The sequence below is a fragment of the Photobacterium sp. CCB-ST2H9 genome, from assembly GCF_023151555.2.
Lineage (GTDB): Bacteria > Pseudomonadota > Gammaproteobacteria > Enterobacterales > Vibrionaceae > Photobacterium.
This window is the reverse complement of record NZ_CP100426.1, coordinates 1075180-1096275: the sequence shown is the minus strand read 5'-3', so window position 1 is coordinate 1096275 and position 21096 is coordinate 1075180. Positions and strand designations below refer to the sequence as shown.

Annotated in this window: 22 protein-coding genes; 10 read left to right on the top strand and 12 right to left on the bottom strand. The window is 47.8% G+C overall.

What is annotated here, in order from left to right; genetic code table 11:
* Positions 1-174 precede the first annotated feature (174 nt).
* Positions 175-885 carry a purine-nucleoside phosphorylase gene (gene deoD, locus L4174_RS21710; protein WP_248143242.1) on the bottom strand — a complete coding sequence of 237 codons (711 nt, stop codon included), beginning with the start codon at positions 883-885 and terminating at the stop codon, positions 175-177.
* A gap of 33 nt (positions 886-918) precedes the next feature.
* The gene (locus L4174_RS21705; RefSeq protein ID WP_036756827.1) at positions 919-1089 is read right to left on the bottom strand and encodes a XapX domain-containing protein; all 171 of its coding nucleotides are present in this window, start codon (positions 1087-1089) and stop codon (positions 919-921) included.
* A gap of 547 nt (positions 1090-1636) precedes the next feature.
* On the opposite strand from L4174_RS21705, the gene L4174_RS21700 reads away from it, so the two are divergent.
* From L4174_RS21700 to L4174_RS21690, 3 genes are all read left to right on the top strand, one after another.
* Positions 1637-2152, top strand: coding sequence for a porin family protein (locus L4174_RS21700; protein ID WP_248143243.1), 516 nt, complete (start codon positions 1637-1639; stop codon positions 2150-2152).
* A 106-nt stretch (positions 2153-2258) separates the two neighbouring features.
* Positions 2259-2903 carry a hypothetical protein gene (locus L4174_RS21695; RefSeq protein ID WP_248143244.1) on the top strand — a complete coding sequence of 215 codons (645 nt, stop codon included), beginning with the start codon at positions 2259-2261 and terminating at the stop codon, positions 2901-2903.
* A gap of 103 nt (positions 2904-3006) precedes the next feature.
* Positions 3007-3216: a DUF3283 family protein gene (locus L4174_RS21690; protein ID WP_248143373.1), complete on the top strand. Its 210-nt coding sequence runs from the start codon at positions 3007-3009 to the stop codon at positions 3214-3216.
* A gap of 2 nt (positions 3217-3218) precedes the next feature.
* Here L4174_RS21690 and L4174_RS21685 read toward each other — a convergent pair whose 3' ends face one another.
* Complete coding sequence (locus L4174_RS21685; protein WP_248143245.1) at positions 3219-4154, bottom strand: DMT family transporter; 936 nt, start codon at positions 4152-4154, stop codon at positions 3219-3221.
* Positions 4155-4344: 190 nt separating this feature from the next.
* On the opposite strand from L4174_RS21685, the gene L4174_RS21680 reads away from it, so the two are divergent.
* The 3 genes from L4174_RS21680 to L4174_RS21670 all read left to right on the top strand — a co-directional run bounded on the left by L4174_RS21680 (position 4345) and on the right by L4174_RS21670 (position 7419).
* On the top strand, positions 4345-4794 hold the full coding sequence (locus L4174_RS21680; RefSeq protein WP_248143374.1) for an Lrp/AsnC family transcriptional regulator: 450 nt from the start codon (positions 4345-4347) through the stop codon (positions 4792-4794).
* Between the two features lie 247 nt (positions 4795-5041).
* Positions 5042-5410: a diacylglycerol kinase gene (locus L4174_RS21675; RefSeq protein WP_248143246.1), complete on the top strand. Its 369-nt coding sequence runs from the start codon at positions 5042-5044 to the stop codon at positions 5408-5410.
* Between the two features lie 38 nt (positions 5411-5448).
* A complete protein-coding gene (locus L4174_RS21670) occupies positions 5449-7419 on the top strand; it encodes an LTA synthase family protein (RefSeq protein WP_248143247.1) in 1971 nt (656 codons plus the stop codon).
* Positions 7420-7511: 92 nt separating this feature from the next.
* On the opposite strand, the gene L4174_RS21665 is transcribed toward L4174_RS21670, so the two are convergent.
* Positions 7512-9527, bottom strand: a complete 2016-nt coding sequence (locus L4174_RS21665) for a TonB-dependent siderophore receptor (RefSeq protein ID WP_248143248.1) — start codon at positions 9525-9527, stop codon at positions 7512-7514.
* Positions 9528-9683: 156 nt separating this feature from the next.
* Between L4174_RS21665 and L4174_RS21660 the strand changes: the two genes are divergently transcribed.
* Positions 9684-10682, top strand: a complete 999-nt coding sequence (locus L4174_RS21660; protein WP_248143250.1) for an AraC family transcriptional regulator — start codon at positions 9684-9686, stop codon at positions 10680-10682.
* A gap of 62 nt (positions 10683-10744) precedes the next feature.
* The gene (locus tag L4174_RS21655) at positions 10745-10966 is read left to right on the top strand and encodes a hypothetical protein (RefSeq protein ID WP_248143251.1); all 222 of its coding nucleotides are present in this window, start codon (positions 10745-10747) and stop codon (positions 10964-10966) included.
* A 1-nt stretch (position 10967) separates the two neighbouring features.
* On the opposite strand, the gene L4174_RS21650 is transcribed toward L4174_RS21655, so the two are convergent.
* The 8 genes from L4174_RS21650 to L4174_RS21615 form a co-directional block, all read right to left on the bottom strand.
* Positions 10968-11534: a DUF4145 domain-containing protein gene (locus L4174_RS21650; RefSeq protein ID WP_248143252.1), complete on the bottom strand. Its 567-nt coding sequence runs from the start codon at positions 11532-11534 to the stop codon at positions 10968-10970.
* 209 nt (positions 11535-11743) lie between these two features.
* Positions 11744-12397 (bottom strand): hypothetical protein, encoded by a 654-nt coding sequence (locus L4174_RS21645; RefSeq protein ID WP_254589141.1) that lies wholly within the window; start codon positions 12395-12397, stop codon positions 11744-11746.
* Between the two features lie 276 nt (positions 12398-12673).
* Positions 12674-13498, bottom strand: a complete 825-nt coding sequence (locus tag L4174_RS21640) for an AraC family transcriptional regulator (RefSeq protein WP_248143254.1) — start codon at positions 13496-13498, stop codon at positions 12674-12676.
* Positions 13499-13687: 189 nt separating this feature from the next.
* Positions 13688-14917, bottom strand: coding sequence for a lysozyme inhibitor LprI family protein (locus tag L4174_RS21635; protein ID WP_248143255.1), 1230 nt, complete (start codon positions 14915-14917; stop codon positions 13688-13690).
* Positions 14918-15104: 187 nt separating this feature from the next.
* Complete coding sequence (locus L4174_RS21630) at positions 15105-15320, bottom strand: DUF6500 family protein (RefSeq protein ID WP_248143256.1); 216 nt, start codon at positions 15318-15320, stop codon at positions 15105-15107.
* A gap of 133 nt (positions 15321-15453) precedes the next feature.
* Positions 15454-16368: a hypothetical protein gene (locus L4174_RS21625; RefSeq protein ID WP_248143257.1), complete on the bottom strand. Its 915-nt coding sequence runs from the start codon at positions 16366-16368 to the stop codon at positions 15454-15456.
* A 150-nt stretch (positions 16369-16518) separates the two neighbouring features.
* Positions 16519-16890 (bottom strand): VOC family protein, encoded by a 372-nt coding sequence (locus tag L4174_RS21620; protein WP_248143258.1) that lies wholly within the window; start codon positions 16888-16890, stop codon positions 16519-16521.
* Between the two features lie 131 nt (positions 16891-17021).
* Positions 17022-17558 (bottom strand): DUF2937 family protein, encoded by a 537-nt coding sequence (locus L4174_RS21615; protein ID WP_248143260.1) that lies wholly within the window; start codon positions 17556-17558, stop codon positions 17022-17024.
* 320 nt (positions 17559-17878) lie between these two features.
* Between L4174_RS21615 and L4174_RS21610 the strand changes: the two genes are divergently transcribed.
* Together L4174_RS21610 and L4174_RS21605 are read left to right on the top strand one after the other, a co-directional pair.
* On the top strand, positions 17879-20470 hold the full coding sequence (locus L4174_RS21610) for a DUF2235 domain-containing protein (RefSeq protein ID WP_248143262.1): 2592 nt from the start codon (positions 17879-17881) through the stop codon (positions 20468-20470).
* Entirely contained in the window at positions 20457-21062 is a 606-nt protein-coding gene (locus L4174_RS21605; protein WP_248143264.1) for a hypothetical protein, read from the top strand. The genes L4174_RS21610 and L4174_RS21605 overlap by 14 nt, the downstream gene beginning before the upstream one ends.
* The last annotated feature ends 34 nt before the right edge of the window (positions 21063-21096 follow it).

The following is a 21096-nucleotide window of genomic DNA, read 5'->3' as shown; positions in this document are numbered from 1 at the left end:
GTCGCCCGGGGTTACCCGCTTCAAATTGTGTAAGACGCCACATATTACAAAATATTGAGCTGCGACAGGCGGGATGCCTTGCTTGAGCTGACTAATCCTTGGGTTTCAGGCGACTTTATGGGCCGCCTTTGCCATTCTGAACCCGCCCGACGGGCAGGTCAGAACGGTGCCGCATCAGATTTTGATCGCGGTTTCCAGAGCAACCTGCATCATCGCGTGGAAAGATTTCTGACGGTCGTCAGAGCTCAGGTGCTCACCACGGGTAATGTGATCTGAAACAGTCAGAATCGTCAGTGCTTTTGCGCCCAGCTCAGCAGCAACGCCGTAGATACCGGCCGCTTCCATGTCGACACCCAGAATGTTCAGTTTGTTCATTTTGTCGAACAGGTCAGCTTCAGGGCTGTAGAACAGATCAGCAGAGAAGACGTTACCAACGCGAACCGGTACATTTTGCTCACGTGCTTCAGTCACTGCAGTTTCCAGCAGATGGTAATCTGCGATGGCTGCGAAGTCATGGTTATTGAAACGGATGCGGTTTACTTTCGAGTCAGTTGATGCGCCCATTGCGATCACGATATCCATTAGTTTGATATCATCGCTCACAGTACCGCAGCTACCGATACGAATAACGTTTTTCACGCCGAAATCTTTGATCAGTTCGTGTACATAGATTGAGCAGGATGGGATACCCATACCATGGCCCATGACAGAAAGCTTCTTCCCTTTGTAAGTGCCGGTGTAGCCGAACATGTTTCGGACATTACACACTTCTTTAGCATCTTCCAGGTATGTTTCGGCGATCAGTTTCGCGCGCAGCGGGTCACCTGGCATCAGTACAGTTTCTGCAAAATCACCAAGTTCAGCATTGATATGCGGGGTTGCCATAGCGGACTCCTGACAAGTTATTCGTAAAAAAAGTTATGAAAAGAAACGTTCAACTACTGCCTGGTACGCAATACCACCGAGGTAAACACCAACGATACCCATAATACCAGGCAGAACAGGTGGCGCTGGTAATGGCAGCTTCACCGCACTGAAGAACAGTCCTACAATTAATCCTGCAACAGTTGCGAGCAGAATCTCGTTCATGTGTTTACCCTCTGTATGTCGTACTCAGCGGTACATCTTGTCTGAAAAACTTCAACACAGCGGCGGCAATAAATGAAAGCATGCCAAAAGGCTGTCGTTGAATCTGGGGCCAGTCTAGGAAAGTTATGCCCCTTAACTTTTGAAATCGATCACATTTTATTGATTATCTGCGGTGTAATCCAGCATTACTTACTAATTCTGTTGAAAGCATGAAGCGAATCGTTTGCTTTTTATTCGATTTTCTGGACTCAAAAAGTGAGGAATGAAAATACTCAATAAGCATTATTTCTTTTTTTAACAGTAATTTAATGCAAAAACTTTGAATTTTAATACTTTGACGACGGGAAGTGCCTGAAAGTTTTACAATCACACAAGTGTAATCGATTTCATTTTTACGAGAGGAAAAACTGTGTTTGTGACAGAGTCATGAAAATTGCCAGTATCTGATTGTTTTTCCGGCAGCTTTAGTTGGCGAAAGTGGATAAATGGACTAAAGGTTTATGGGGCACAGACTGTTTTGGACTTTTTCTTCGAAGGGATCATGACCATGAAAAAAGTATGGATGTCATTGGCAATCGGAATGCTCAGCTTGCCAGCCAGTGCAGATATTCTGGGATTGTCAGTTGGCGCGCACGCTGGTGCTGCGCGGCTGGAGTACGATGGCAATTCTGATTACGGCTATGAATACGGTGTGGATGCATCATATCGCCTGACCAGTATTTTCAGCGTCAATGCCGGGCTGGCTATTGGCAGCGGGGAAGTGGATTCAGATTTAACCACAGCAAAAAACGACATTGATTATACGTCTGTGCCGATTACGCTGCAGGCCGATATCCCGCTGCTGGTCGGCAGTATCTACGCAAGAGCCGGCGGAAACTATTACGAAGTTGATCGCAAGCTGGCCGGGGTAAAACACAGCGATGACGGATGGGGATTCGCGGGCGGCGCCGGATTCGTACTAGGGATCATTCCACTGCTGGATTTGTCGTTGGGTTATGAATACCGTGATATGGGCGATGTGGACAATAATGCCATTTTGCTGAGCGTAGGTTTTAGTTTGTAACTGTGTTTCACAAAAAATCTCATCTTCGTGAAACCCGCAGCGAGATCAACGATCAGCGAACCAGAAACACTTAAACTTTAGGTATAGGGTGGCTGCGGAGGTGAATATGACAAACTATGAACGTTATCAGAAAACCTGCCAGGCTGTGTTTCTTGCATTGCAGGACTCGCAGCCTGCGCAGCAGTTATGGCTGCAGCAGCATATCCGATCGGAGTACCAGCCATTTGTGCTGCGTGGCCTGTCTCGCTTGCTGCCTCTCCGCCAGAATATGTATCGTCATGCCATTCAGCCCTGGCTGGAAAGTGCACACAGTGCACTCCAGCATACCGGGATGCCGGTGAATCAGCTGCTGACCAGTGATGCCTATCCATTTCCTTGCCGGGTCAACATTCAGGGCAATTACTTACCTTGCTGGGTTTGGGGAGAGTCACGGGACTTGATGGTGCTCAGCGTGATAGAACCCAGAACCGGACAATTCGGTCCCCCGCGTCAAGTGCCTGCCGAACTTTTGGTTGATCGCCAGCGCTGGTTTGATGCGCAGGTCATTGATAGCGAAGAGGACTGTATCACTGAAGGACTGTCGCAACTGAATCAGGCCGGGACGGGAAGCGGACATACCGATGAACCATCCGTGATGGATGCAATCCGGTATCCCAGCCAGCGGACACTCAATCCGGTGATCAGTGTAGCTTTGATTACTGTGGTCGTGGTTGTGTTTACCTGGGTGGTGTCTTCACATCTGGGTTTTTAGTCTTTGTGTCCGGGATATTTCTGAGCGAGTGAAAGGCTTCACATTCATACGAAATTCGATACTATGTCGACCTTAAGCGACTCACACCTCACTTTAGGGATACATCATGCATAATTTGTGTTTGCTGTCGGATTCAGAAAAAAACCGAGTGGAACTGGATAAACAGGCAGCTTATGCCGTTTGGCAGCTGAAAAACGGCAAAGCTGGTCCGGAGGTGTTTTTTAATCAGGCTGAAAAAATTGCTGATGACGACGAACGTGCTTTTTTTGAGCAGTCCGTCGAGACATATAAAAGCATGATGGGGGTGGCCTAATTTCACCCCGCGCGTTGTCTGCGTAATTTTTTCAGCAGGCTGCCCTGTTGAACGGACAGTACTTCACTGGCAGCCAGAGCACCCATCACAATCAGCGCCATCGCCAGCATGGTTTGTTCCGTCAGCGGTTCAGAGAATAAAGGAATGGCCATTAAAGCGGCCAGGACTGGCGTAAATGAGCCCAGAGCTGCACTGACTTCTGCCCCCAGCCTTGAAATTGCCATGGTATAACAAAGACTGGAAATAATACCGACCCCGACCCCCTGCACCAGAAAATGATAAAACACCTCATGATGGTCTGCAGCCAGCAGATTGAAGGACATTTGACCACTCAGAGCGCCTGCCGCTAATAAAAGGCAGCCTGAAATGGCAATGACAGCAGCGCCCTCCATCGCAGTGAGTCCGGATAATCGCATCGCGATGGTAAACCACGCCCAACTGAAACTGGCAAACAACAAAATGCTGTATCCGAGCAGCATACCAGGCTGGCCTGCAGCGAATGACTTGGCTACAAACCCCGCGACACCAGTGGCGATAAGCACCAGTCCGGCTTTTCGGGCTGGTGAAATGGTCTCCCGGTAACAGAAAACTGCAATCCCTGAAACAAACAGCGGCAGGATTCCGGGGATCAGTGAAGCGCCATCAGCAACCGGAACATACTGTAAGCCTTGTCCGGCAATTAAAAAATAAGGCAGGCCAGCTCCCCAGCAGATCAGGAGCAAATAGCGTTTCGGTGTCTGAAGGATGCGTCTGAACTTGTACCGGCATAACCAGCTGAACAGTACAGCTGCCGGAACGAAGCGAATCAGAGCGATGTCAGCTGTGGTGAGATTTGAATGCGTGGAGGCACGAAGCGAAAGGAAAAAACCGGACCAGATCAGCAATGTGATCATCATCGCTGACAGCCCTGTCAGCAGTGTAGAGGCGGATTTTTGCATTGGTGTTATCCTGACTGTTGAGATATCTCCAGTATCAACAAATCTCAGTGAGAAATGTTGGCAAAATCAGCCCTCATTGTTTTTATTTTTGGTAAATATTACTAATATTTCATCCAATTTTAGTTTGTTTTCTCTTTCCCCAAACAAACGTCGTTGACGATTCAGTGACAGAACGCAGGCAGCAAGGATGATGGATAAAAAAGACAAGCAGATTTTGCAGGAAATTCAACGCGATGCGCGACAAAGTACGGCAGAGATCGCCGATAAAGTCGGTCTGTCTGTGTCGCCCTGTGCCAGACGAATTAAAAAACTGGAATCAGACGGCATCATTTCTGGATATCAGGCCACTCTGGACAGGCAAAAGCTGGGACTGATGATGACGTTTTTCGTGAATGTCAGCCTGAATAACCATAATGATCAGCCGATTGATGCATTTGAGAAAGTGATGTGTGAAATGACCGAAGTGATCAGTGCGCATGTTATCTCAGGCGCTTACGACTACCTGCTCGAGGTGGTCGCCAGAGATTTGCCGCATTACGAGGCTTTTGTCCGTCAGCTTCAGATGTTAACGATGGTGAAGGATATCCATACCAATCTGGCGATCAGGACGGTGAAAACCGGCCGGCAGCTCCCCGTTTAGCGGACCTGGTTCAGCATTGGGCCGGGAGTTTTCAATTCTTAAGGCATTCTTAAGGAACTGTCGTCAGGATAGGGCCATTTTGAGTTGGATGTTCTGACGAAATATCTCAGGAGGCGTGTTAAACATCACAAAATGACAAAACGAGGTCAGTCTGAATTGGAGTAAGCTCATAACTGAGCAACTTGCTGCTGACATCAAAGCAATTTTTCACTATTTTGTCCGACTTTAAAATTAGACAAGGAACACTATGAAGCCTGGTAACACTGGGGTGGTTCGCATCGTCAAGGCAACGGGATATTCGATGCAAGGCCTGAAAGCGGCGTGGCAAAACGAAGCCGCAATCCGTCAGGAAATTTGTCTGCTTGTGCTGCTCACTGCAATCTCATTTTTTCTGCCTGTCAGTTTCGTTGAACACATCCTTCTTATTGCCAGTTTATTCCTGGTTGTCATTGTGGAGCTGCTGAACTCTGCGCTTGAAGCTGTGGTTGATCGGATCGGCAGCGAAATTCATGAGCTGAGTGGGCGTGCAAAAGATATTGGTTCTGCGGCAGTGTTTGTTTCGCTGCTTCTTGCCGGCGGGATCTGGCTGGCGATTTTATTGAAGCTGTACTGGTAGTCCGTTTTCCGGATGCCGTTTATTCGGATGTAGTTCTAATGCAAAAGCTGAAACAAAAAACAGGTTTGATGTTCCCTGTCATCCTGTTTTCTCTCATTTCTCTGTTTTTCCTGAGTCTCTCCCGTGTGCTTCTGACTGCCTGGCAGGCTGAACACGTGACGGGCTGGCAAGATTGGATGATGATTCTGACGCAAGGCGTCAGAGTCGATATCTCGACACTTTGCTGGCTTCTTTTATTACCTTCCCTGCTGGCAACGTTACTGCCTGTTCAGGGTGTTCTGGGAAAAATCTGGGTGTTCCTGCTCAGAGTCTGGCTGGTGGCTGGTCTTTGGGTGATGGTTTATATGGAACTGGCGACGCCTACTTTTATTACCGAATATAATCTGCGTCCGAACCGTCTGTTTCTGGAATATCTGATTTATCCAAAAGAAGTATTCAGCATGCTGTGGGTTGGCTATAAGGCAGAGCTGGCAATTGGTCTGCTGGGCACTTTGCTGACCCTGTTCCTGGGCTGGAAGCTGAGCGGTTACGCTGTGCGTGATCTGAAGGCACCGAAATGGTACTGGCGCCCGGTGTTGGCAATTGCTGTGCTTGCTTTTGGTGTGATGGGAGCCCGTTCAACGTTTCAGCATCGCCCGCTGAACCCGGCAATGGTCGCATTTTCAACGGACCCGCTGTTGAATGACCTGACCCTGAACTCTGCTTACTCCGTGATTTTTGCGGCGAAGAACATGGGTTCAGAGAAAAATGCAGAAGAATTCTATGGCAAGATGCCGCTGGAAGAGGTTGTTGAAACGGTTCGTCAGGCATCTGGCCGACCAGACAGCTTTATTTCAGATGACATTCCGACGCTGAATACCAACCTGCCGACTTTTGCAGGTAAAAAGAATCTGGTGATTCTGTTGCAGGAAAGCCTGGGTGCGCGTTTTGTCGGCGCACTGGGTGGTCTGCCATTGACGCCGAATCTTGACCAGCTGATGCAGGAAGGCTGGAACTTCACGCAGGTTTATGCCACCGGCACCCGCTCTGTGCGCGGGATCGAAGCGATGACAACTGGTTTTACGCCAACGCCGTCGCGGGCCGTCGTGAAATTAAGTAAAAGCCAGACCGGTTTTTACACCATTGCAGAACTGCTGGAGCGGCAGGGCTACCATACCCAGTTTATTTATGGTGGTGAAAGTCACTTCGATAACATGAAGTCTTTCTTCCTGGGGAATGGCTTTGAGGAAATCGTTGACCTGCCGGACTTTGAAAACCCGAAATTCGTAGGGTCATGGGGCGCGTCGGATCAGGATCTGTATCAGATGGCGGATCAGCAATTTACCCGTCTGCACAATACCGATCAGCCGTTCTTCAGTCTGGTTTTCACCAGCAGTAACCACTCACCATATGAGTTCCCGGACGGTGAAATTGAACTGTATGAACAGCCTGAGCACAGCCGTAACAATGCGGTGAAATATTCAGATAAAGCCTTGGGTGAGTTTTTCGCGAAAGCCAAGCAGTCTGAATACTGGAAAGACACCATCTTTATTGTGATTGCAGACCATGACGCCCGTGCAGAAGGGAAAGTGCCGGTGCCGGTTGACCGTTTCCACATTCCGGCTCTGATCCTGGGGGGGGATGTGCAGCCGCGTCAGGATGACCGTCTGGCAAGTAACATTGATATGGCTCCGACGCTGCTGTCGCTGATTGGTGCGGATAATACCTCCCCGATGATCGGTCATGACATGACAAAAGCCGTCGCACCGGAATACCAGCGTGCCATGATGCAGTTCGATAAGAACTTTGGTTATCTGACCAAGGATAAGTTGGTCGTTCTTCAGCCGGGTAAAGCGCCGATTGGTTATCACTATGATTTTGCGGCTCAGTCCATGACACCTGCTTCGGTTTCCGAGATCGAATCCAAGCGTGCACTGGCCCACGCACTGCTGGGCGGTAAGCTCTATCGGCAGGGGAGTTACAGACTCCCTCCGGCGACGGAGCAGCAGCTTGTCAGTGCTGAGCAATAAGCGCTGAGTTCTGAATTAACCGATGAAAGCCGCCTGTGATGGGCGGCTTTTTCGTATGCTGGCAGGGAAATCCGAGATGGCATGAATTGCTGTCAGAATTGATAGGAGGCTGAAATCTTGATGTTGCGTCCCGGTTCAAGATCAGCGGTGTCCAGTCCACGGGCGAGACCTGAGCGGGAGGCGTGTGAGACATAGGCTTCATCAAACAGGTTGTCGATACCAAACGTCATGACCATACCGTCGATCTGCTGCGGAGCCCATTGCGCGTAAATGTTGTGAACATCATAGCTGTCTTTGACTGGCGTGCCCGGCAGGACGTTGTCTTCTTTCAGGACAAACTGACCCCGGTATCCCAGATAGAGATCGTAATCGTACAGGCTGTAATCCAGCGCCAGGCCGATGCTGTCACCCACGTCGCTGCTGCGGCCATTTGAAGCAATGATCGGGGTGTGATTGGTTTTGTTTTTGTTATCTGCTCTAGCGTATGAAAGTTTCGCCATCAGCGCCTCATAGCCATAGTAGAGGCTGGTCTCGAACCCTTTAATTTCAGCATCACCGTTGTTAAAGAAAATATACTTCCCGTCACGGTATTCGTTGGCCAGATAATCATCCAGCCGGGTTTTGAATACCGTCAGGGTTGTACCATAGCTGCTGCTTCCCTGGTGATGGCTCCAGCGCAGTCCTCCCTGAGTATTCTGGCCGCTTTCTGGTTTGATGTCTTCGGCCAGGAAAGTGACGTCCTGGAAGTTGACGAAGGTCTCCAGCAGCGGCGGAGCTTTGAACAGAGAGCGGGTGCTGGCAAACAGCGTCAGGTTCTCATTGACGTCATAATCTGCGGCCAGTGCCCAGTTGATGTCATCAAACGTCTTCTCACCGGTCAGGGCATCCCGATCGACGGCATCGTAGCGCAGGCCGGGGGTGACGGTGAACGCATCGGTTATCCGGATGCTATCTTCGAGATAGAGCGCCCATGCCGTCAGGGTTTCATTCATTTTCGGCTGCGTGCCGTAACGGCTCTTGCTGTCCTGAATATTGCCTTCGCCGCCATAACGGAAGGTGTGGCGCATATCAGCCAGATCAACACTGGAAACGGCCAGGATTGTCGTTCCGGTATTGATATTTTCAGCGGTATTCAGACTCTGCCGGTTTGACGGCCAGGGCATGAGTCCGGATTCGTCACGCTTGAGCTCAATCCGGTTCTGGTAAAGCGTGACGGACAGATCCAGTGCATCGCCCTGATCGAGATGGTAGCGGGCACTGAAGGTATCGCGATCATAGTGGGTCGGAGCGAGCTGGTCCTGTGTCAGGCCGTTATTGGCTGCGGTCGACATATCCGGCCGGGGATTATAGTCACCCTTATCGCGATAGCGGTCATAGGTGAACTGAAGCCGTTGATTGGCGGCAGGCTCCCAGCCCAGCTTCAGCATCATATCGTCTACAGTGCCGTCATAACCGAGGGTTTCTGTTCCGTTTCCGTCTTTGAAGTTGTCCCGGTCGATCTGGTAGGCATAGAAGAGTGCATCCAGCGACTCAGTAAGCTGTCCATACAGGGACAACGAGCCCTGGGTGAAGGCGTTGCTGCCATATCCGGCAAAAATCCGCGCACCGTACAATTCTCCGGGACGCAGCAGATCTTTGGCGGATTTGGTCTCAAACATCACAGAACCGCCCAGCCCGCTGTTCAGGACTGAGTTTGCCCCAACCTGGACATCCACTGCTTTCATGATGTCTGGGTTCAGGGTCAGATTCCCGACATGGTGGAACATATTGGCGTACTGTGAAGCTCCATCCAGGCGGATATCCAGATCTGTCTCACCGAGCCCGCGGATGTTAATGCGCTGGTTCACGGAATGCGTGCCGCCTACGTCAACACCGGGAATATCCCGCAGCAAGTCTGAGAGGTGATCGGCCTGGCGAACGGAAATATCTTCGTCAGTCATGAATTCAGAAGAGCTGGAGACTTTGGCACCCCAGACGACCACTTCGTCAAGGTGCTGCTCTGCTTCTGCCGCATGGCTGCTGCAAGGGAAAGAGAGTGAAGCTGCGATGGCAATCGTCAGGGCTGAAATTCTGAAAGGTGAAAAATCAAAATGTTGGTCATTGAACATGTGAGCTTGGTCCTACCTGAAACATATCCATAAGAATTATCAATAATGATATTGATTCGCATTCATGATATTTTCATGGGCGGATTTTGAGAAGGCAGGATCGTTATGCCAAATCGTCTAACAGTTATTGGCAAATGACACAGCAGAAAGGGGCAGATGAGCGTGACCAGTCCAGAGAAGAACTCACCGAACTATGCCAGAAAGCGTATTGTGATGACCCGGTTGAGTCAGGACAGCCAGAGTGCCGATCGCATTCTGTCGGACAATCGTCAGCCCAACGAAACGCTGCTGCAGGGGAAGTTTCAATATAGTCAGTTTCGCAGCGGATTGATTGTCCAGGCCGGCACTTTTCGTGAGCTGGCTGATGCAGATGTGCTGTCGAATGCCGGTCCCTGCGTGTGTATTACGCTGTTACTGTCGGGGCGGATTCGTTTTGGTTATGACGGCATGGACAATGTGCTGGATGCCAGTGATGGTGTGAAAGCGCTCGCGGTGAATCTGGCCCGTCAGTGTGCATTCAGACGACACATTGTTGCCAGTGCGCAGGAGCAGGAGATCAGAAAGATCAATCTGCTGGTGAATCCGGAATGGTTTGATAAAAACAGTATCCCTCTGCCTGAATCTGTCCGTCAGTTTTTGCAGACCCATCTGGCCAGCTGGCGGTGGCAGCCGGATCAAGACATGCTGAAGCTCTGTGAAGAGATACTGACTTCAGATCAGGCTGAAGATCCCTGGATGCATCAGTTGATGCTGGAATCCCGAGGGCAGCTGATTCTGATGCAGCTGTGCCGGCAACTGGTGAATTGCTCACCGGCACAGTTTCAGCATGTTGCTGATGCGATGCATCATATCCCGGATCAGTTGTCGGCTGTGGTGGCGTATTTAGAAGCGCACTTGCATCATGACGTACGCTTACAGGAGGTTGCATCAGCGACGGCGATGAGTGTCAGCGTGCTGCAACGCCGATTCCGGACGGGATTAGGGTGTACGGTATTTGATTATGTGCGTAACCGGCGTCTGGAAAAAGCGAGAGATATGATGCAGCTGGAAAATGTCTCGGTCAGTGAAGCGGCCTATTTATGCGGATATAATCATCCGTCGAACTTTATTACAGCATTTAAGCGAAAATTTGGTATCACGCCGGGGGAATGCTGAACTGGCCGGGTTACCGGTTTCTGAGAATCCGTTTTGAAAATCAGTCATGAAGGAGAGAAACCATGACAGCTGTCTGGATCATTGCCATTATTTTTGGGGCGCTTGTCTTACAGCAATATCTGCGCCTTCAGGCGAAACAGCAGGAAAGTGAGCGACTGGCGAGCAAAGAAGCAGAATTGCTGCGCGCAGAGCTGAGTGAGCTGAAAGCACGGGTCGCGGTGCTGGAGAAAATCGTCACGGATAAAGGCTATCAGATTCAGGATGAGATTGATCATTTGCCCTGAATCAGTCAACCAGAGCGGCTTCTTCTGTTATTGCCTGGCTGAGCGTCTGTTCCAGCTTGCCCAGTAAAGGCCCAGAACGCATCAGGATCAGCTCAGCTTCATCGGTCTGGACAAACTGTCCCTGCGAGGCAAGGTTTCCCAGTTTGACGATTTCAAGGAGTGCATCAGCCAGATGTTGCTGAAGGATGTTCTGTTTTGCCAGCTTGGTCAATCGGGCCGTCAGCGCGAAACGGGATGAGGGTAAATCCGGTTGATACCGGCGAACAATTTTTTCAATTTCTACCCGCTGGGCAATAAAAGCAAGTGAAGCGTCAACGCCCTGAAATCCATTGCTCGGGACGGCGCCATCAATTTCTGCGGAAGCCTGTTCAACTTTTTTCAGGACATTTTTCATTTCAACTTTAATGCCGCCCGGTAATTCCAGTGACTTGAGATAAGGAAAAACCCAGGGCAATGCTGCTAACACCATCAGGACAATTGTAATTGCGTCAATCTCTACTGTTTCGACAAAAATATGGGTACAGGCGAGCGAAAGAAAGATCAGAGAAAAACTGGTGGCAATAAACATCGTTCTTTCCTTGAATGACGGGTTATTTTTCGACGAGTGATGTGCTAACAATTTAATGGCAACTTGGTGAGTACGTTTCAAACTGTAGCAGGCGAGATGTCAGACGATGGATTTTTGACTGAAAACCATTGTGATTGTTCTCTCACTTTCAGGAAAGAATTGAAGCATTGCCATGTCCGGGCCACCGGGTTCAGATGGCCCGGATGTGTTCAGATCGCTAATACATTGTGTTCAAATTCCTGAATGCAATGATCAGCCGCGGATCTCAGTTTTGTCTTGAGGACACTGGCGTTATTCTCAACTAATTCTTCATAAGAGGGAGCGGATGCTTCTTCTTCAGGGACGCTTGCACAAAAGCCTTCAGCCAGAGTCGTTTCATTCCTGGCATCAACCAGTCTTAGCTTTGCTGAATAAATCACACGATAGTTGTCCCAGTCGGTCGGATAATAGACAAAGCTCCAATTGATGGTTTCTATGTCTAAAATCAGGTCAGCATCATGATAAGTCCGGGCAATGTCGGCGGCATTGTCTGAGTCGATCAGCTGCTGGCTTTCCGCCACAGAAAGCTGATATTTCTGCGCTAAGACTTTTCTCAGTGTCTGGCTGATATAGCTGGCCGGATCTTCCACATGATTTTGTTCAACAATCTCATTCCCTTCTGAAATCATTGCGGCGGCACCGAAGATACCCAAGTAGGCTTTGCCAGCGGTCATCGCTGAAAAGTCTGGTTTCTCTCGTTGCGTAACGGTAATGGATTTGGGTTGTGCAGATGTTAATTTTGCTTCATCAATCGGGATATTATTTGTACTGACGCAGCCAGAAAGAATCACGGTTGCTGCGAATGCAATACTTTTTCTGAACATGATTTTACCTTCTGTCATGATTAATTTTTTCATTGCAATTCGGGCTTCAAGAATGAGCGAACCAAAAAACGAAATATGAGCAATCTTGAAAATCTCCCTGAATGGTCAAGTCACCAGTGATTTTTAGGGGGCAGAGCGCTGCATTCCCGAATGGAATGAACGTCCGGAGTCGATGATGAAATCATGCTGCTGTCTTTCAGGTAATTATCCGGATTGTTCCCAGGACCGGTATGCTCAATCGGTTAGGGAAATAAGATCTTCATTTCCCGAATCTTTTTATACATGTTTCATGTATCTGCCGGGTGTGATACCCATTGCACTTTTGAAATGACGGTGGAAATGACTTTGATCGTGAAAACCAGCTTCAATGGCTGCATCTTGAATGGAGCGTCCCTGTTTTAACAGTCGTCTTGCCAGCCTCAGCCTTGCCTGTATTTGATAAGCATGGGGCGGCAGACCAAATTTACGTTTAAAAGCACGCACCAGACTATACGGAGTCATACAGGCCAGCGCAGCCAGTTCCGTGAGTGTTATTTGCCAGTTTGAATATTCATCCAGAAATTCTTTCACCATCGACAATGATTTATCTGAACCTCTGGCGGGTTTGACCGCCATGCGGGAGCATCCCTGACGGACGACAAGCTGAGTCAGTGCTGTATAGATCAGTGTTTCTCTGTACAGCGGATCGGTGGAATGATCCAGGGTATCAAACAGCTGCCGAAAATGAGCGGCGAGCTGGTCGTCTCTGACGACCGACTGACGGAAATAAGGGGCGCCGTATTCGGGTTTGCCTAAATCCTGACTGATTTGCTCAAAGAGCTGGGGCAGCGGATACAAGGCCCGGTAACTCCAGCCATGATCTGTGGCTGCATAGCCGGTGTGAATTTCATCTGCATTGACCAGAATGATGGTATTTTGCGGCGCCAGATGCTCTGCACCATTGTGATAAAAACCCTGCGTGCCTTCACTGATCACACCGACGCAATATCCCTCATGGGCATGGCGGGAAAATGTCTGCTCAATGTAACTGGCATTGAGGTAGTCCAGCCCTTCAATTTCACTAACCTGACCATAAGTGACTGCTTGCTTTCTTCTTGACATCGGTACTACCAGACTCCTCTACCCGCATGTTGCCAATGTATCGTATTTTGCCTGATTTGTTTTGTACAAAGTTGTCTGGTGAAAGAACTTCGTTCAAGTGTGCACTGAGCGGGAGTGAAAGAGGTGATCGCCCTCGAAAATGAGGTCAATCCAGGCTGAAACAGAGAGAGGACGGATATAGAAATGAAATTAAGGCTTCATCGCAATCATTAATCGATTACCCGGGTTGTAGCCGGACAAAATATAAACGATGAACTCTTGGCCTTGATAGGTGAAAGGGAAAGGGTTAATTGCTTCATGTTCGGGAACAATTTTATGAACCACATCCCCATGAACGTCGTATTTCCAGATACAGGCTTTTTGCATGGCGTAATTGTCAAAATAAATGGATTGATTATCTTCACTCCAGACCATGTTATAAATCGTCCATTCAAGAGTGGATTTATTTTTCATGATATTAGGCATGAGCTTGATACGATTCGTTTCACTATCAAAAACTGCGATATTATTTTTCTCTGTAAACGGGTGGCTCTCAGCGAATGATTTTGCTTTTTGGAATAGTGCTTCTACTTTTGAGTCATAAGAATATTTAGTTATTTCTTTTGATGGCAAGAGGTCATTTGTGAGTAAGGCTAGCTTTTTCTGGTCTTCTGAAAGTGCACTCGACGAGGATTCCTGATTTGTCCTGAATGACAATTCGTAATAGTCTTTTAAAGCAATATATTTGCCTACTTGAGGCTCTTCGTAAGCACCAATCACATGACTATGTTCCATTACCATGTCATCGGAAAAGTTAGTGTAGAAATATAACAGATCATTTTTGACGTAGATATCACCACTAACATTTGAAGCGATAAACCTATCTTCATGAGTTAAAGGCTTGTTTTCCCGAAGTTCATAGCCCCCCTTGGAATCATTGTAATATTTATAATAGATATAGATTTCATGATTGACAGAAGTTGCAATCGGAACGGTTGGATTTTTTGCATGATTCACTTCTTTTCTCAACCAGGGTTGATACACTTCTGCCGCAATATTCTTTGCCGCGTCCGCTGATGTTTGATCAAGAGCACTTTCATCAGGCAGCGCCATACCCTGGCTCAGGTGAGCGATATTTTCCTGGGACACTTTGATGAGCAGACGGTTGATCCGGTCTTGAAATACGGTTTCACATCCAGCTCGATCGTCACAAGTGTTGTCCCTGAACTTGAGCCAGGAGCGTTGCTCAGTTTTCAGGGTATCGTTCCCCTGTGTTTTGAGTGCGCTTGTGTAGAGCTGATGAATGACTTCATCCATGGTACTTAACGACGGATTTGCACAAATCATTTTTTCAGTTGGTGTTGCGGCCAGCTCACAATTGAAGCTGGCCGCCTGAACAGATGTTGCCAATAAGGAAAGTAAAAGCAATGATTTCTTCATGAAAAAGAGTCCGGTTCATAATTTCAATTTTCCTCAAGCTACACAAAGCAAGAAAAAGACTCAATGCATTGAAATCAAACGTAAAAGTATTCGGAGCAATGTCACGTCTGCGTATCCGGTTATCGCACTGTGACGAATGACGATGTCAAGGTTAATCTGGGATTACAGCGCTGAACGCTTTGAGCCGTTACTGACTTTCGACCATCTCAATAATTTTTCTGGCTTTTTCAAAGTGGTCCAGCTGGTGGGTCTGAATCCACCAGGTAGCGGCTTCCATCAGTAGTTCCGGATCATCGTTTTTGTTGGCAAAGAAGGCGTAGAAAGATACGCCGACATTGTCGCCTTTCTGAGCCATTTTCTTTTTGCAGACCTGAATGATTTTTTGTCGTAATGATTCGCGCATGCGGATTTCCTGAATTTTATACGTATTGATTGAGCTCCAGTCACCAGCCCATATGTTGGGGTGATGGTCTGAACTGTCTTCGTGTTGAACGGAGTTACCAAGCATAGAATATCGATAACTCCGGTTTTAGGCTTTATTTTACGACATTGGTTTGTTGCTTCAGTATATTGACAGAAAACGGGAAATCCATTTGAAGGATGACATGATTCAGCGAACTTGCATGACCACCGTTGCAGGGAGAAGAACTGCCCTTTAAATAAATACTCCCTGCACTTTTGCCGAACCTGAGATCGAAAGAATAACAATAGCCCGAATCCCAGAGCTGACCGTTCGGGCTTTTGATAAAAAGTTTATCCAGTGCATAGTGATTGACCCAGGCCTCATCATCTTCAGGCTGGCTTTCATCCGGCGTGACTTGGCTGACATAAAGGATATTGAAACTGGCAATATCATTGATCCCTTCACTTCTGATTTGGGGGCCGTCTCGTTCATCTCCAATCATGTTCCGGGAATTTTCGATGAACTGAATACAGGGAATTTCAAAGTATTGTTCGTCTTCTGCCTGCCATGCAGCTGGAATAGCTGCCATGTCTTCATAGCCTTTGACAGGACAGGTTTCCGGTTTTGAAAATTGCGCTTCAAGGCTTTTTTCGCATTGAGCCAGATTGGTTTGGAGTGCTTTTTCTACTTTCGGCTCATGACGGCCTGGGTTGCTCACCATCCATTGCGTATAGACCTCATTTCCCAGAGATACACAGCCCAGATCGTCACCCAGTTTTTTACGGTAAAACATGAGATCACTGATCAGCCAAAGACCTTGATTGAAAACTGCATCTGATGTTTTACTCATCTTGTAATAGTCGCAGGTTTCTGAGTAATAGGTACTGAGCGTTTGTTCAGCACCGGTAATATCCTTGTTTTTGTATGCAGACAGTGCCTGATTTCGAATCTGTTTGAATTCGTCTGCAGTGCACTCGGCGAAAACGTGTCCGGAACTCAGAAGCAGGCCAGCTGCCAGAAGGCGTTTCATCAAGTGATGGAAAGTCATGAATCATCGTGAATCAGGTGAGAAATGAATGCTCCGTACCATATAACTTCATGCGGAATAAGGCGATCAGGTGTCACGTTTTTTAGATAAGGATCAATGAACTCAGCCAAGGCTGTTTGTGAGCTTTCTTCATTCCCGTTCCCTTTGTAATTACTTCTGTACGCAAAACACTCCGAATTTATTATTGTCGGGATCTCTGAAATACGCGGCAAACACGCCTGGTTTCCGTTCACCGGGTTCACCTTCATCTGTGCCACCCAGTTCGAGTGCAGTCAGGTAAACCTTTTTGACCATGTCTGTCGAATTGGCTTTCAGCCCAACCATGGTGCCATTGCCGTTTGTGGCCATTTCACCATCGTGAGGAAGGCAAACAGCAATACCGACGCTGTCGTTTTTCGTCTGCCATAAAACGGAGCGTTTCGTTTTCATCGTCTTTGTGGCATCAAATAACGCCAGCAGTGCATCGTAAAAGGCTTCAGACCTCGCGATATCATTGGTCCCTAAAAGGATATTGCTCACCATCTTGTCCGCTTCCCAGTTGTGAATTGCTCACAGTAAGTCTGGATTGGTTGACGTCAGTGTCCAATGAGTCAGTTTTAAACTGTGCACTTTGTCAATTCATTGAAGCAGGCGCTTTGAGAACAGCACGGTCCTCACGTGTGTTTGACGCGTTGAACTGGTGATCTGGCAGCAAATTGTTTTTGCCTGCGGCGCCTGGCCAGCAGGAAAAATGGCAGCGTGAGGATGAGGTTCGCCAGCAAAGCTGCGATGACACCAAACGCAATCCCGCTGAGTGTAAAGGGGATGCCGGGTTTGAAGTTGGTCAGTGTTTTTTCGAGATCATGGAGCCGGGCTGGATGGAACATATAAATCGTTTTTGAAATCAGGTTGCCTTGCCGGAAAATTGTCATGCCGGCTTGCAGCTCCTGATATCGGGCGAGGGTCGCCAATTTTTGATTGGCATCGGCCCGGACACTGGGTTCTTCATTGGTCAGATGCCTTTCTATCATGGCCTCTACGCTGGCATAGCCGAATCGGTGAGCTGTGGTCTGAAAGCCATTCACCTGCCATTGGGTTGATTCATAGAGTCCGGAAAGATACTGCTGATAATGATCGGTAAGCAGGGGCAGCTGAAGTGCGAGAAGTAATGCAGCGCCAAAAATCAGTTTGTCGAGTAGCTTTCCAATCACGTTTTTGTCTCCTGTTCCGACAACCAGTCGCCCGACTGTGATCCCGGAAATGGTCAATATCTAATGCGCCACTTTACACAGCAAGGTACTGGGCTGCTATGGGGGTATTCGATATTTACGTACCGGATCAACCCATTGACAGTTGTTTGCTGATTGATGGTTTCAGGTTCAATAAACATTGATCTTTATTCCACTATTAACGTTGACTGGTCATAAAGTGAAAACGACAGGGTGAAACGACATTTTGAAATGAAAATTATCATTTTAATCAATGTCTTACGGTGATATTTTTGGCTGAAAGATATCTCAAGGGATTCATCATGGCATTTGATCATAAGCAACCGATAAGATATGTGAACGCAAGGTTTCAACCGCTGGAAGATTACAGCGACATCAACAAACAGCCTGCTCAGGTACTTGAAAAGACCGAGGAGCCAACGGCTGACTTTGAATGCAATGTTCTCATTTACTGCCCCCCGGACCAGCTTAGCTCGTTACAAACTGGTTTTTGGACGCTGAAACATTCGGCGGAAGAAAAATCGATCATTCAATGGGAAACTTCTTCAACGCCGGAGGGACATGCGGTATTGACTGCACAATGCTTCCAGCAAGAAGAGAAGCACCTGCTGCATGAAGGTTTTCAGCATGCAGGCTCGCCAAAAGTATTTGAAATTCAGCCTCAGCCGAAAGGCAAAGGAGTGATGAATGCCGAATTTATTCCGGTGAAACTTGCTGTCCAGCTTGATGAGTACTTAGGCTGGGCAACGGCGGGTTATTTCTATCACTTTGTTGACAACAAGTTATATCAGGAATGCAAAATCATCGGTGAAGACCGATGGAGTTTTTATTTCACCCGCTCAGGTGCAACCACATTGACTGATGAACTGGTCTCTGAGCACCGTTTCTCGAGTCTGCTGCTGCCTTATCAGGTTGAAGGTCAGCCTGTTACCGGACAGTACATTTTATTTCGCCAGAAAAAACTGACCGATGATGAATTTAAACAAATCTCACAAGACTGGCTTGAAGAGCATGCCATTGCAATCGATCTGGAGAGCGCTATTGCCTGCCGCAGTCAAACATTGTACGAACGTCAATGCAATGTTGAAGAGCCTACACACGCCCCCATTTACCATCAAGTTCAATTGAACAAGGACACCGGAGAGCGTGAACAGTGGCCGGATATTGCGCAACAATATGGCCTGACAGCCAAACAATTACTTGCTCTGAATCTTGATTATCATGACAATCCTTTAGCGCTGAAAGTGGGCGATAGTTTATTGGTAACGCCTGCGACCGCATATTATCAGCCGGATTATCCGGCGCCTCTCACAGAGTTTGAACCCGGCAAGGCCTATCCGCTGGGTGATATCTGGGGAGTCTATCAAGACAACCTCATGCCATGGTTGAAGAATATTCGTGAAAGTTCTCAACTTTTTGATCGCACGCCTGTCATCAATACATTTCGGATAAAAAAACGAGTGTTGCGCATTGGCGTGTTTTTTGATGGAACCGGTCAGAATAAAGAAAATGACCGATATAAAGAGACCTATGGCAATAAATCCCGCTCTAATATTGGCAGATTATTTGATGCTTACCCGGAAGAACCCGGGAAGATTGCGAAAATTTATGTGTCCGGGGTGGGAACTGTAGATGGTGCGTTCCTAGAGCCGAGTAAAATAGATGATGGGAAAGATGAAGCTAACATTGGCCAGGCATTAGGGGTCAGTGTCTTTGATACCACCGGCGCGTTTGGGAAGTGGCAGAGCTTACTTTATCAACTAACTAATATAATCAAAGAAATTGGCCCGAAGAAATACCAAGAAATCACCCATGTCGAATTTGATGTCTTTGGATTCAGCCGGGGGGCTGCTTTGGCCCGGCATTTTGTTAATGCTGCCTTGAAAGGTTTACCCGATTACACCCGTCGGCGCAGGGGGAGAGATAATCTGGGAATTCTCCCTAATTTGCTGGGTAAAGAAGATGAAATAATCTTCACTTCTAGAGAAGGGTATCATTTAGATACAACCCGGCAAACCTGCGTTCGGTTTGTTGGCCTGTTCGACACCGTGGGTTCTTTCTACTGGCCCGGAAATGCCGATGAAGGCAACTTCGACCTTACACTGAAGCCGGATTGTGCTGAACGCGTGGTACAGTTGTGTGCCCATCACGAGTATCGCGTGAACTTTCCGTTAACGATGCTGAAATCTCATGGCAAACTCCCTAAAAACTTTTACGAAGAAATCTTTCCCGGCGCCCACTCTGATGTTGGTGGCGGATATTCTTCAATTCAGCAATATGATAAAAAAGGCCTAGATGAGCGATATGGTTTTCCAATTGAAACGACATATAACCGGGTACGGATCAAGTCTCACTCCTTAGTGGGGATGAAGATCCAAACGGGCAATGGAACAAAAACGGTATCTGAAAATCCCGACAGCAAGCTCATTCCCCATCTTGAATTCATTCGGGCTGAGCAGGAGTTGGCTTGGAAGCAGCACTGTATGACAACCTACCAACAGCATGGCGTAGTTGCACGAGAGGATTCGGTGCTGTATTACTACGCGCTTCAGCCCATAAATAATGCATTATCCGGTTTAACCCAGGCTCGGATGAAACAACAAGCAGAGCTTGCAGGGATAAAGTGGGTTGATGAAGTATTAGTCCATCCCGAAGACTTTGAAGAAGATTCACATATTCAGCAGTTGTGGCAAAAATTATCGGTACAGCCGTTAGGAACGATTGTACCCAAACATTGGGCTGAGGAGGTCAGCCAGTTTGGTCATTTATGGATTCACCGGCCCCATGATGCTCTCATTAACCCGGGTTGTGTTACCTTCATGGAGTGGTTGGTGAGTAAACCTAACCGAGATGCAAAAGATAATATCGTGAGGGAAAAATTTGAAAACAGTTAATTGGTCATGGCTTTTTATTGCCATTGTATTGTTCAGTCTGGCCGGGTGTTCATCATTTGGGGGCACCAAAACAGTTGCCCGGATCGGCAATGCTGGTTCTCTGGATGGTCGTTACATTCTTAAAAGAATATTGCTTCAAGATGCCCGAGGCGCCTGGGTGAACTTTGGCTATGGTGCCGTGAGTGGTTATCCCGGTGCCAGCTCAGATATTGGGGCAATCAGTTATCCTCAAAATATTGAGGGCTTTTGGTCAAAAGGTTGGGATAAAAATGAAAAATACTTCAAAATTTCAGCCCCGATTGATCTGGAATTAGCCAGACAAAAAATCGATACGCTCCGTGATTATTATGTGGATTTTCATGCTTATCGAGCGACTGTTACCGTCGCAGTTGACGGGCCACGTATCCGGGTTTTTTATTCGATGAATTGTTTTCCATATTATGATGAATGTACACCTCGCAAGAATGCGGATCCGAATGGTTGGGTTGTTTCTTCACCGACTGGCTCAACAGATGTCGTTCTGCTATTCGACGGCATCGGTGAATCTTCAGATACGCCATTCCCGGGATCGCCATACGATAAAAAAAGATAATCGTTTGCTCCTCATGGCGGTGCGTCATGAGGGG